Origin of the sequence: Microbacterium sp. LWH11-1.2, assembly GCF_038397745.1 — a bacterium.
Taxonomy (GTDB): domain Bacteria; phylum Actinomycetota; class Actinomycetes; order Actinomycetales; family Microbacteriaceae; genus Microbacterium.
In genome coordinates, this window is sequence record NZ_CP151636.1 from 3993493 (window position 1) to 4006185 (window position 12693).

Genomic DNA, 12693 nt, shown 5'->3' on the forward strand with positions numbered 1-12693 from the left:
TGGGACCATGCGCTACGACATCCCCTCCCCGATGCTCGCGAAGGCCGTCCCGGCGGTGCCCGACCCGGCGAAGACGCCCGGCGGACTGCTGTACGAGCCGAAGTGGGACGGCTTCCGCGGCCTCATCGCGTGGGACGGCGAGACGGTCGAGATCGGCTCCCGCGGCGCGAAGCCGCTCACCCGGTACTTCCCCGAGCTCGTGGAGGCCATCCCGGCGCTCCTCCCCGGTCCGTGCCTCCTCGACGGCGAGATCGTCGTCGCCACCGGACCGCAGGGCGCCCAGCGCCTGGACTGGGAGGCGTTGAGTCAGCGCATCCACCCCGCGGCCTCCCGCGTCGCCAAGCTCGCGGCGGAGACGCCCGCCATGTTCATCGCGTTCGACCTGCTGGCGTACGGGGACGACGATCTGCTCGGCCAGTCCTTCGAGACCCGCCGCGCCCGTCTCGAGACCGTGATGGATGCCGTCGAGCATCCCCTGCACATCACACGCACCACACGTGACCGCGACGCCGCCGTCCGCTGGCTCGCCGAGTTCGAAGGCGCGGGCCTCGACGGGGTCGTCGCCAAGCCGCTCGATCAGCCCTACGCTCCCGGCAAGCGCACCCTCTTCAAGATCAAGCATGCGCGCACGGCCGATGTGGTCGCGCTCGGCTACCGGATCCACAAGTCCGGTTCTGGCGTCGGCTCGCTGCTCGTGGGGCTCTACGATGACGACGGAACCCTGCGGCAGGTCGGCGGCGTCGCCGCGTGGAGCGATGCGCGTCGGCAGGAACTGGTCGAGGAGCTCGCGCCCCTCGTCGAACGCGACGAGAGCGGCGACGCGGTCACCGGCGAGGGCGAGCGGTCACGGTTCAGCGGCGCGAAGGACGTGTCGTTCGTCCGGTTGCGCCCTGAGCGCGTGCTCGAGGTGCGCTACGACCAGCTCGAGGGCGCGCGCTTCCGCCACACCGTGCAGTTCGAGCGCTGGCGTCCCGACCGCGATGCCCGCTCCTGCACCTACGACCAGCTCGACACGGTCGCCGGCTACGACCTCGCCGACGTATTGTCCTGAGGCAGCATCAGTCGCCTGTCGGATTGCCCTCGGCATCCCAGTTGCCGGCGACCTTCTTGCTCGGCTGCACACGCGGCGGCTCCCCGGGCATCTTCGGGAACTCCGGCGGGAAGGACAGCTCACCGAGCCCGTTCTCCTTGTCGCGCTCCCACCACTCGAGCAGGGTGTCGATGCGTCCCGGCGAGGTCTGCATGTCCGCCCAGGGGTCGCCGACGTCCGCGAGCCGCTGCGGGATGCTGCGCACCGTGAACACGGTCGGGTCGAGCCCGTCGAGCTCCTCCCACAGGACCGGTGTCGAGACGGTCGCACCCGGCAGGGCACGTGGACTGTAGGCGCCGGCCATCGTGCGGTCCCGGTTGGCCTGGTTGAAGTCGACGAAGATCCGCTCCCCGCGCTCCTCCTTCCACCAGTTCATGGTGACCTGCTCCGGCATCCGGCGCTCCAGCTCCCGCCCGGCGGCGATCACGGCATGACGCACGTCGAGGAACTCATGCGTCGGCTCGATGGGGGCGAAGATGTGCAGACCGCGGTTGCCGCTGGTCTTGGCGAACGCGTCGAGGCCGGCCTCGCGAAGCACCTCGCGCAGCGTGTGTGCGGCGGTGACGGCATCCGCGAAGTCCGTTCCCGGCTGCGGGTCCAGGTCGATGCGCAGTTCGACGGGGTTGTCGGCATCCGTCGCCAGCGACGCCCAGGGATGGAACACGATCGTGTTCATCTGCACGGACCACACGATCGCGCTGGCGCGGTTGAGGACGATCTGCGGATGCTGGCGCCCGCTGTTGTAGGTCATCATCTCGGCGTCGACGAAGTCAGGCGTGCCCTTCGGCGGGTTCTTCGAGAAGAACCCCTCCTTCCGCGGCTTTCCCGCCGCTTCGATGCCGTCGCGGAAGCGCTCGAGGGACACGGCCCTGTTGCCGTTCGCGTTGAGGAATGGGATCGACACCGACTGCACGTACTCGGCGAGCTCGGCCTTGGTGATGCCGAGGTCCGGCCACACCACACGGTTGGGGCTGGAGAGCACGACCTCGCGCTCTCCGTCGGAGTCGGCGACGGTCAGGGTCACGCGTTCGGAGGCCATGCTCCGACCCTAGGGTGCCGACGGATTCCGGGGAAGACCGCGCTCAGTCGTCGAGGTCGACCGCGAGCACCAGGACCGGTGCGAGCGCGTCGCGCTCGACGACGATCGACGGCCCCGCGGTGTCGACGATCACGCCGGCCATCTCGGCGTGACTCGAGAGCACCTTGGCGAGCTGCTCGGGTTCGAACGGCAGCGGCCGATCGCCCCGGCCGAGCGCGATGACCTCGAGCGGATGCGAGAAGAGCTGCAGGAACCGCCGACCGTCGGTGGTCTGCGCCTCGGCGATGCCGACCTGACCGGTGCCGCTGCCGTCGTTCACGGCCACCCACATGCGCTTCGACGCGAGCGCCTCCCCGACCTTCGCGGCGGAGTCCTGTTCCCGCGGCGCGGCGAGGAGCGACTTGACCGTCATGTCGACGTCGGCCTGATCGAGCGTCTTCTGCAGCAGCTCGGTCGGGAACACCACGCGGTGCGGTGCGGAGGCGTTGTCCACGATGAGACCCGCGAAGTCGCCGGACACCACCTGCTGCAGCACGGAGGTGACCGGCTGCGCCACCGCCGAGCTCGCGGCGGGATCGTCTTCCAACTGCACCGAGTCGCGCACGGCGGCAGCGGAGCTGAACGCGAGCATGAACTGGCGCTCGGCATCACGGACGACCGCGACCGCGAGCGGCTTGCCCTCGCTGATCTGCGTGCGCGCGTCGCCGATCACGCGGATGTACAGGTGCCCCTGCAGAGCCTGGCGCATGACGCCGAGCAGCTGCTCGTTCGTCGCGCCGGCCTCGACCTCCTTGAGGGCCTCGCGGAGCAGGACGTTGTCCTTCATCCCGGCGATGGTCTCGGTCTGCTCGGGCGGCAGGCTCGGCGCGAGCGGGAGCCGCCGGTCCTGCGGAATCGCGAGCTGCGGGGCGGGCTGCGCCGCCGACGGCCGCGGAGTCGGCAGACCCGACGGGGCCGACGGAGAAGCGGATGCCGCTGCCCCGGGCGCCGCCTCGGGGTCGGGCAGAGCGACCTCGGGGCCGGCTTCCTCACCGACGCCGCGGAACGCCTGGACGGAGATGCCGATCGTGGGCGCCGCGGCGACCGGTTCGGCGACAGCCGTCTCGGCTGCGTCGTCGGCGGGCGTGCGCGATTCGGTCTCGGGGGCGTCTGCTGCCGGGGCGACGGCGTCGTCGCTGGACTTCTTGCGGCGGGAGAAGAGGGCCATATGAGCCAGCCTAACCCGCTCGCGAGCCCTAGATCTTCTCGATCGGCGCGACCTTGATGAGCAGCTTCTTCTGCCCCGCGGTGTCGAAGCGCACGTGCGCGATGCGCTTCGCGCCCTCACCGGTCACGGCATCGACCCTGCCCTCGCCGAAGTCGACGTGACGGATGCGATCACCTGCGGTGAGCTCGAGGTCGCCGTTGTCGCGCATCTTGGCGGTGACGCGGTTGGGGAACTTGTCCATCGCTGTCGAGAGCGGCTTTAGCGAATCCCTGCCCGGCAGCGCCTTGACGCCGAACCGGTCGCCCGAACCCGAGCCCGATCCGCCGAATCCGCCGGAACGACGCGCGTTCAGGGCACGCGACTGCATGCCCCCACGCGAGTTGACGTCGCCCGGCGACTGGCGCCAGTCGATCAGCGCCGCGGGGATCTCCTGCAGGAAGCGACTGGGCATCGCGACCGTGACCTCGCCGAACTGCGCCCTGGTCATCGCGAGCGAGAGGTGCAGCCGCTTGCGGGCCCGGGTGATGCCGACGTAGAACAGTCGGCGCTCCTCCTGGGGGCCTCCGGGCTCGCCCGCCGAGATGCGATGCGGGATGAGGTCTTCCTCGACGCCCGTGACGAACACGGCGTCGTATTCGAGGCCCTTCGCCGTGTGCATCGTCATCAGGGAGACCGTTCCGGACTCGTCGTCGAGGTCGTCGGCATCCGACACCAGCGCGACCTCGGTGAGGAAGTCGACGATCGTGCCCTCGGGGTTGTTGCGCGCGAAGTCGCGGGCGACGGCGACGAACTCGTCGAGGTTCTCGACGCGGGCCTCGTCCTGCGGGTCGCGGCTCGCCCGGAGCGAATCGAGGTACCCGCTCTTCGAGAGCAGCAGGCTCAAGCCGTCGGCGACGGTGGTCGGGGCCGGGAGCTCGCCGGATGCCGGGAGCATGATCGCCGTGGCCTCGGCGAGAACGGCGTCGAGGTGCGCGATCGCGGCCTGGATCTTCGGGCCGAAGCCGAGTTGCGCCGAGTTGGCCAGGGCATCGCGGAAGCTGATGCCGTGCTCCTCTGCGAAGCGAGCGATCGCGGTCTCCGTGACGTCGCCGATGCCGCGGCGCGGCTTGTTCAGGATGCGGCGCACCGACATCTCGTCGGCCGGGTTCGCGACAGCGACGAGGTAGGCGAGCGCGTCCTTGATCTCGGCGCGCTCGTAGAACTTCGTGCCGCCCATGATCTTGTACGGCACCGCGGAGCGGATGAAGATCTCCTCCAGCGCGCGGGACTGCGAGTTGGTGCGGTAGAACACGGCCATCTCCGAGTACGGCATGCCGGCTCGGCGCAGCACCTCGATCTCGTCGGCCACGAACTGCGCCTCATCGTGCTGCGAGTAGCCGGTGAAGCCGATGATGGCGTCGCCGTCGCCCTTGTCGCTCCAGAGCTTCTTGTCCTTGCGGTCGAAGTTGTTGCCGATGACGGCGTTCGCCGCGGACAGGATGTTCTGGGTCGAGCGGTAGTTCTGCTCGAGCAGCACCACCCGCGCACCCGGGAAGTCGCGTTCGAACTCGCTGATGTTGCGGATGTCGGCGCCGCGGAACGCGTAGATCGACTGGTCGGAGTCGCCGACCACCGTGAGCGAGGCACCGCCGAGGGCGGGGGTCGTCTCAGGTTCGAAGATCATCATGCCGTTCGAGGCATACGGATCGGGAGCGTCGGAGGAGACCGGCCTCGTCAGCTCGTGGATCAGCGCGTACTGCGCGTGGTTGGTGTCCTGGTACTCGTCGACCAGGATGTGCCGGAAGCGGCGCCGATAGGTGTCGGCGACCTGCGGGAAGGCACGGAAGAGGTACACCGTCTGACCGATGAGATCGTCGAAGTCGAAGGCGTTGGCCTTCTGCAGCTGCCGCTGGTAGTCGGCGAACAGCTCGACGAAGATGCGCTCGGTCGGGTCGCTCATGTTGGCCTGGCGGGCGTACGACTCGGCATCGGAGAGCTCGTTCTTGAGCTTCGAGATGCGCGACTGCACGGAGGCCGGGGTGAGGCCGTAGGCATCGGCCTCGTGCTCCTTCACGAGGCGCTTGATGAGCGCGCGCGAGTCACCCGAGTCGTAGATCGTGAACGTCTTCGTGAACCCGAACTGCTCGGCCTCGCGGCGCAGGATGCGCACGCACGCGGAGTGGAACGTCGAGATCCACATGCCGCGCGCGGCGTCGCCGATGAGTCCGGCGACGCGCTCGCGCATCTCGCCCGCAGCCTTGTTCGTGAACGTGATCGCGAGGATCTGGCTCGGCCACGCCTCGCGGCCGCGGAGCAGCGACGCGATGCGGCGCGTGAGCACGCTCGTCTTGCCGGATCCGGCGCCCGCGACGATGAGCAGCGCGGGTCCGCGATAGGTGACGGCTTCGAGCTGCTGCGGGTTCAGTCCGGCGAGGAGGTCGTCCTGTCCCTCGGCCCCTGCGGAGCGGGGACCGGCGGTTCCGGGGACGATGAGGGGAGCTTCGGTCATGGCCTTATGAGTCTAGGCCGCGGCACCGACACCGCGGCACGGCGACGACGGCCGTCGAGAGACAGGAGGGGTGCACGAGCGAACTCGCGCACCCCTCCTGTCGCGGGTCGGTGTCAGGCGGTGCGTCGGCGCCGACCGACGGCGATGCCACCCGCCGTCAGCAGCATCAGCGCGAGCGCGATCGCTGCGATGGGCAGCTCCGCTCCCGTGGCCGCCAGACCGCCGGATGCCGCCGTGATGCGGATGTCCGCCCACCCGAGCAGCGTGCCGTCGGCCGCGTAGACCGCGATCCGGTGTGCACCGAGCGCGGCATCCGCCGGGATCGTGACGTTCAGAGCGCCGGATGCCGAGAGCGATCCGGTCGCGATGCGCACCGGGTCGGAGTACATCCACACCGCGACGTCCTCGCCGGCGGCATCCGCTCCGACCGTGACGGTGACCTTCTGGCCTCGCGTCGCGACCGCCGGGTCGACCGTCACGCCGTTGCGGTTGCCGTCGACCAGATCCGTGCCGGGCAGCGGCGGCGTCTCGCCACCGGGGTTCTCCCCGCCGGGGTTCTCGCCGTCGACACCCGGGAGGGTCCCGACGCGCAGCGCCTCCGACGCGAAGCCGTCGGCGAACCACCAGACCGGGCGCTGACCGTCGACCGACAGCGAGGCCGGAGCCGTGGCGAAGCCCTCGTTGTTGATGTCGGGCATCCCGGCGGGGCGCGCGTAGTGCGCGACACCCGGCTTCGCGGTGCCGTTCAGGGTGATCTCGGCCGAGCGGCCCTGGCATCCGTCGTCGCAGACCGCCCACAGCGTGTTCCGCACGCCGTCGTAGTCGAGCGCCATGACCCCGGGGAGGCCTGGGGCGATCTCCGACACCAGCGTCGCCGTGCCGTCCGCGGCGAGCGCGAAGGCGTAGACGTGTCCGTTGTCCTCGACGGCGACGAAGAACAGCCCGTCTCCGTGCCCGGCGTATGCCGACGGGTCGTACGCGGCTCCGGTGTTGTCGTCGAAGAGCTTTCCGGCGAGCGCCGCGTCAGGCACCCACTGGACGGCCTCCATGCCGAGGTTGGCTCCGACGGCCGGCAGCAGCGCGGTCAGATCCCACTCCTGCTCCGCGACGAGGTCTCCCGCCGCGGCATCCGGGGCCACCTTCAGCACGACGTTCTGGTTCACGCCCTTGGCGCTGTTGTCGCGTTCGGAGGCGACGTAGACCGCGCCTGCGCCGTCGACCGTGATGCCCTCGGTGTCAGGACCTGCGGCTCCCGGGTCCTCGGCGTCCTTCTGGAAGCGGACGCGCTTGCCGTCCTCCCAGCCGTCGACCTTCTCCACCGAGCCGTCGGCATGCGCCTCGAGCTTCCAGATGCGCCCTTCGCCGTTGTCGACCGCCCAGAGGAACAAGCCGTCGGCGGTCTCCTGCACGTCGAGGCCCGAGCTGTCCTCGAGGAAGGTCGGGACGCCGTCGAGCGCGCGCACGTCGGCGGAGCCGGGCCACGGCGAGACCGTGACCTCGCCGTCGCAGACGTTCGCCGCGCCCTTCGTGGACTCGGTCGTGGTCGCGAAGACCCCGGTGGCGTCGGGGCAGCGGCCCCACGTGGTCGCCGCGTGGCCCTCACCCCAGGTGGTCTCGTCGATCAGCAGGTCTCCGTCGAACAGGCGCACCGTGTCGCCGCCGCCGAGACCGAAGCCCAGCTGCTCGCGCTCGACGACGAGGTATCCGCCGGCCGCGATCGAGGTGCCGGCGGGGATCGCATACGCGTGTGCGTCGTCATCGTCCTTCACGACGACGCCCGAGACGTCGAGGGCCGCCGTCGTCGGGTTCACGAGCTCCACCCAGTCGTCCGGGGAGCCGCCGTCGGACTCGACCTCGTTGATGCGCACGGGGTTGCCGCAGGCGTTGCGGAGTCCCTTGGTCGACACGGCCACATCGGCGAACTCGCCCGTGCCGTCGGCGCAGCGCGCCCAGACGCCCTCGGCGTGCGCCGCGTAGACGTGCTCGTCGACCGTGTTCCCGTTGGCGTCGCGGATCGTCACGGTGTCGCCGTTGCCGAGCCCGAACACGAAGTTCGCGGGCTGGTCGAACACGAAGAAGGCGCCGGGCTCGAGGATCGTGCCGGCCGGAAGCGGCGTGGTCTCCGCGGCATGGCCGTTCGGATCGTTGTCCATCACGGACCACCCCGAGAGGTCGACCGCCGTCGCTCCGGTGTTGACGATCTCGACCCAGTCGGTGGCATCGCCGTTCGACTCGATCTCGTTGATGACGACGTCCGGCATCACGCAGGAGTTCGCCGCACCCGGGGTGGGGTGGGCCAGCAGGAACGCGCCCTCGCCGTCGGGGCAGCGTGCGAGCGTCGCTGCGGCGAAGTCCCCGTCGATGGCCGCGTGTCCGGACCAGGGCAGCGTGTCGTCGATCATCGTGCCACCGGCGTCGTAGAGACGGATGCGGTCGGCGCTGCCGATGCCGATCGGATCGCGGAATGCCGCTTCCGCGCCTCCGACGAGTCCGATCGTGCCCTCCTCCACGACGAGGAAGGCTCCCGCCTCGATCGTCGTGCCGGGCAGGAACTGCCAGCGGTGGTCATCCGAGTTGTCGCGGACCTCGTAGCCCGAGATGTCGAGTGCCGCGTCGCCGGGGTTGTGGAACTCCACCCAGTCGGCCGGCTGCGAATCCACCTCGTTGATGACGATCGCACCGTCGACGGGGGTCACCGAGCAGTCGTTGGCCGCACCGGGTGTCGCTGCCGTCGCGTGCGCCCACTCCCCTGTGCCGTCAGGGCACCGCGACCAGTCCGACAGCGGCGCGGTGTTCTCGTACGCGTAGGCGTCGATCTCCGCACCGGCCGGGTCGAACAGCACGACCTCGTCGCCCTTGCCCAGCCCGAAGCCGAAGTCGACATCCTTCTGAAGAACGAGGAACTCCCCCGGCGCCAGCGACGTGCCTTCCGGCGCAGATCCGAACGTGTCGCGCTTCTCGTCGGAGATGTACCAGCCGTCGAGGGCGACCGACTCGGTGCCGGCATTGTAGAGCTCGACCTGATCGGCGAGACCGGTCGCTGCGTCGTCGTAGATGATCTCGTTGAGCACGAGACCCGCGGACGCGGTGACGCCCGGAGCCTCCTCGACGGGACGGATGCCGGGATCGGCGCCGACCGCGGCGACCGGGGTGGCGAGCAGGGCGGCGGCGCTGAGGGCGCAGACGGCCGTGACCGCCGCTGCGTAGTGCAGGCGGGGCATGGAGGACTCCTGGGTAGGGGTTCAGACGGGTAGGCCTACAGACCACCGACTCCGCGTGGCCGCGCGGCGACTCGCACGTGCACGGGAGGTGAACGACGGGTGGCCGTTCACCTCCCGTGCCGCGTGGGCTCTGGCTCAGGCGATGCGGGTGCCCGGCGGAAGCCGTCGCGCCGGCGTGCGGGTGCGCGCCCACGCCCCGGCGAACAGGGAGCCGGCGATGACGAGCTGCACTCCCAGCCCGACGAACCAGCTCGGCACGGTCGAGTCGAGGACCTCCTGCGGTGTCCGACCGGTGACGCCACCGCTCGGATCGCACTCGTCCCAGCGCTGCTCGAGGGGTGACAGCTGCGCGCTGCGCACCCCGTACTTGATCTGCCCGAACAGGTCGACGGGGTAGCCGTCGGCGGAGAGCTCGGTCGGGGTCGCATCCGCGAGCACCACGAACGGGTTGGCGGCGAGCGCCCACCAGACGAGATCGAACCGCGGCACCTCGTAGCTGTTGCTCTCCCAGCGCTCGCAGTCGACGTTCCCGGAAGAGTCGTACGGACGGTGATAGCTGGTCGCCTCGCCGCGCACCGCCATCCCGCCGAGGAGGAAGACGATGAGCGTGCCGATCACGAGCACCGACACGACGAGGTAGGTCGTCGCGACCGAGAACAGCGGACGCGCGAGCAGTCCGCTCAGTCCCACGCCGATCGCGGCGACCACGACGATCTCCACCGCGAGGACGAGGAGGGAGACGAGCAGGACGGCGGCGTTCGCTCCGCCGCCGAGCAGGGAGAACGCGAGGAACGGCAACGCCACGACGAGGAACGCGCCGCCCGTCGCGATGGCGGCGACGAGCTTGCCGATCATGATGTCGCCGGTCGAGACGGCGGTGACCTGGACCGCGGCGAGCGTCGCGGCATCGCGGTCGCCGTTGATCGCGTTGCCGCTGAGCGTCGGCGAGACCAGCACCACCAGCAGCAGGACGATGTTGACGACGATCGAGTAGACCCCGGCTCCGACGGCGTCACCCCAGGAGTACACGGCGAACGCGAGCCCGGTGATGCCGAGCAGGACGAGCGCGAACACCCCGAGGAGGACGTACCAGCTGACGCTGCGCAGGCGCTGGGTCAGCTCGAGGCGGGCGACGGTGCCGATGTGCGCGAGACTCATGCGCCTGCCTCCGTTCCGGCCGGGGTCTGCGGGAGGTTCAGGAACGTGTGTTCGAGCGCGCTCTGCGCGGGGGCGAACTCCGCCACCGGGAGCCCGGCCTCGACGAGGCGGCGCAGCGCCTGGGCCGCGCCGTCGTCGTCGGTGAAGCCGACCAGGACGGCGCCGCGGTCGGATCCGAGCGACTCGGGAGCGAGGCCCAGCAGGGAGGCGACCTGCCAGGCGTCGGCGTTCATCCGCTCCGGCGTCGCTCCGGCGAGGCGGACCCGCCATGCGCGCACCGACGCCTGGGCCGGGGCCGCGTCGACGACCGACCCGGCGACGAGGAACACCGCATCGTCGACGACCTCCTCCAGCTCGGAGAGGATATGGCTGGAGATCAGGACCGTGCGGCCCTCCGCCGCGAAACGGCGCAGCAGGACCCGCAGGTGCACACGCGCCTCGGGATCGAGACCGGATGCCGGTTCGTCGAGCAGCAGCACCTGGGGGTCGTGCACCAGGGCGCGGGCGAGGCCCAGCTTCTGCTTCTGTCCGCGGGAGAGCACCTTCGCGGGTGCATCGGCGAGGTCGCCGAGCCCGACGAGCGCCAGCAGCTGCTCCGCGCGGGTCGCCGCCTCGGGCTTCGGCATGTCGTAGAGGCGAGCCGTCGTGACGATGGTCTCGCGGGCGGTGAGCGACGGCCAGGCGCCGAGCGCATCCGGCATCCACCCCAGTCGCCGTCGAGCGGCGAGCGGGTCTACGGAGGGGTCGACGCCGCCGATGCTGATCCGGCCGGTGTCGGGAGCAAGCAGGGAGGCGAGCATCAGAAGCAGCGTGGTCTTGCCCGCGCCGTTCGGCCCCACGAGTCCGGTGACGCGCCCCGGCTCCGCGCGGAGGGTGGCCGCCCGCACGGCCTGAACCGTCCCGAATGCTCTGCTGACGACTTCCACGACGATTCCGGTCATGCGGTCAGTCTGCCATCCGGGTGCAGCGCGGCCCGGGAGCTCGGGGCGGATGCTCAGCCGGCTCGGATCGCAGGTGACACAATCGATCCATGCGCACGATCCTCAACATCATCTGGGTGATCCTGGCGGGATGGGCTCTGTTCCTCGGCTACATCCTGGCCGGCGTCCTGCTGTGCATCCCGATCATCACGATCCCGTGGGCGATCGCCTCGTTCCGCATCGCGCGGTACGCGATCTGGCCGTTCGGCCGCGAGGTCGTCAGCAAGCCGACCGCCGGCGTCGGGTCGTTCCTGGGCAACGTGCTCTGGGTGATCCTCGCGGGCTGGTGGCTCGCGATCGGGCACATCATCTCGGGTATCGCGCTGTGCATCACGATCATCGGCATCCCGATGGGCATCGCCGACTTCAAGATGGTCCCGGTCTCGCTGATGCCGCTCGGCAAGGAGATCGTCTCCACCCGCAGGGGCGCGTTCGACCGTACGCTCGGATCCTGACGCCGCGAGGTCAGCTGCGGAAGAAGCTCACGCCCAGGTCGGGGTGGTCGACGAAGACGCCGTCGACGCCCGATCGGGCGATCACGCCCCACTCCGACTCGTAGTCGCCGAAGGCTCCCTTGCCGCCGGGCCCTCGGAACTCCGCCGCGAGGAACGCGTTCTCCGGGCGGCATGTCCATGTGAAGACCTTGAGCCCGCGCGCGTGCGCGTCCGGCACGATCGTGCTGCCGCGGGCGAGCAGCATCTTCTTGTTCACGCTGATCCCGTCGACCTTGCCGACCAGCTCGTCGAGGCCGTGCGGCGTGACCGTCGCCTTGTAGGTGAGCGCCTGCTTGCCCTCGGCGACGAGCAGGTCGTACGGGCGTCCCGCCGCCTCGATGAGATACACGTACGACGCGGAGATCCCGCGTGCGCGCAACTGGCCGAGCACGGTGGACTCGAAGCACTCGATGATCAACGGCAGCTCGCCGTCCGCCCAGCCCGCATCGCGGAGCTCCCTCTCGATGAGCGGTGCGAGATCGAGCCCGATGCTGGCGAAGTACGTCGCGTGCTTGACCTCGAGCACGACGCCGATCTCGCGACCGTGCTCCACCGAGCCCTCGCGCACGATGTCGAGCACGTCGCGCAGGCGGAGGATCGCCTGCGCGTCGTCGAAGCTCGCACTGGAGGCGCGCACCTCGGGCAGCCGCTCGCGCCCGCGCAGGGTCGACAGCTCCGCCCAGGTGAAGTCCTCGGTGAACCAGCCCGTCAGCGCCTGCCCGTCGACGCGCTTGGTCGTCTTGCGGTCGGCGAACTCCGGATGCCGGGCGATGTCGGTCGTGCCGGAGATCTCGTTCTCGTGGCGGACGACGAGGACGCCGTCCTTCGTGGCCACCACGTCGGGCTCCACCGCGTCGACACCCATCGCCAGTGCGAGTTCGTAGGAGGAACGGCTGTGCTCCGGGCGGTAGCCGGGCGCACCGCGATGCCCGATGACGAGGGGCGATTTCCTTGGCACGCTCTCAGCGTAGAACACCCCACACCCGCCACCACGCGGGTATCGTAGAGGAAAGCGA

At 70.2% G+C, this 12693-nt stretch carries 9 protein-coding genes; 2 read left to right on the forward strand and 7 right to left on the reverse strand.

The features are described from left to right. Window positions 1-7 precede the first annotated feature (7 nt). On the forward strand, window positions 8-1051 hold the full coding sequence (locus MRBLWH11_RS19495) for an ATP-dependent DNA ligase (protein WP_341946044.1): 1044 nt from the start codon (window positions 8-10) through the stop codon (window positions 1049-1051). 7 nt (window positions 1052-1058) lie between these two features. Here the strand turns inward: MRBLWH11_RS19495 and ligD are convergent, their stop codons facing one another. The 6 genes from ligD to MRBLWH11_RS19525 all read right to left on the reverse strand — a co-directional run bounded on the left by ligD (window position 1059) and on the right by MRBLWH11_RS19525 (window position 11144). Next, window positions 1059-2129 carry a non-homologous end-joining DNA ligase gene (gene ligD / locus MRBLWH11_RS19500; RefSeq protein WP_341946045.1) on the reverse strand — a complete coding sequence of 357 codons (1071 nt, stop codon included), beginning with the start codon at window positions 2127-2129 and terminating at the stop codon, window positions 1059-1061. A 43-nt stretch (window positions 2130-2172) separates the two neighbouring features. Further along, complete coding sequence (locus MRBLWH11_RS19505) at window positions 2173-3336, reverse strand: SseB family protein (protein ID WP_341946046.1); 1164 nt, start codon at window positions 3334-3336, stop codon at window positions 2173-2175. 28 nt (window positions 3337-3364) lie between these two features. After that, the gene (locus tag MRBLWH11_RS19510) at window positions 3365-5824 is read right to left on the reverse strand and encodes a UvrD-helicase domain-containing protein (RefSeq protein ID WP_116634606.1); all 2460 of its coding nucleotides are present in this window, start codon (window positions 5822-5824) and stop codon (window positions 3365-3367) included. A 113-nt stretch (window positions 5825-5937) separates the two neighbouring features. Beyond that, window positions 5938-9045, reverse strand: a complete 3108-nt coding sequence (locus tag MRBLWH11_RS19515; RefSeq protein ID WP_341946047.1) for a lamin tail domain-containing protein — start codon at window positions 9043-9045, stop codon at window positions 5938-5940. A 135-nt stretch (window positions 9046-9180) separates the two neighbouring features. Further along, complete coding sequence (locus tag MRBLWH11_RS19520) at window positions 9181-10203, reverse strand: ABC transporter permease (protein WP_341946048.1); 1023 nt, start codon at window positions 10201-10203, stop codon at window positions 9181-9183. Further along, complete coding sequence (locus MRBLWH11_RS19525; RefSeq protein ID WP_341946050.1) at window positions 10200-11144, reverse strand: ABC transporter ATP-binding protein; 945 nt, start codon at window positions 11142-11144, stop codon at window positions 10200-10202. Before MRBLWH11_RS19525 ends, MRBLWH11_RS19520 begins: the two co-directional genes overlap by 4 nt. An 89-nt stretch (window positions 11145-11233) precedes the next feature. On the opposite strand from MRBLWH11_RS19525, the gene MRBLWH11_RS19530 reads away from it, so the two are divergent. Then, window positions 11234-11638 (forward strand): YccF domain-containing protein, encoded by a 405-nt coding sequence (locus MRBLWH11_RS19530; protein ID WP_116634602.1) that lies wholly within the window; start codon window positions 11234-11236, stop codon window positions 11636-11638. Window positions 11639-11648: 10 nt separating this feature from the next. On the opposite strand, the gene MRBLWH11_RS19535 is transcribed toward MRBLWH11_RS19530, so the two are convergent. Then, a complete protein-coding gene (locus tag MRBLWH11_RS19535; RefSeq protein ID WP_341946052.1) occupies window positions 11649-12635 on the reverse strand; it encodes a glycerophosphodiester phosphodiesterase family protein in 987 nt (328 codons plus the stop codon). Window positions 12636-12693 lie beyond the last annotated feature (58 nt).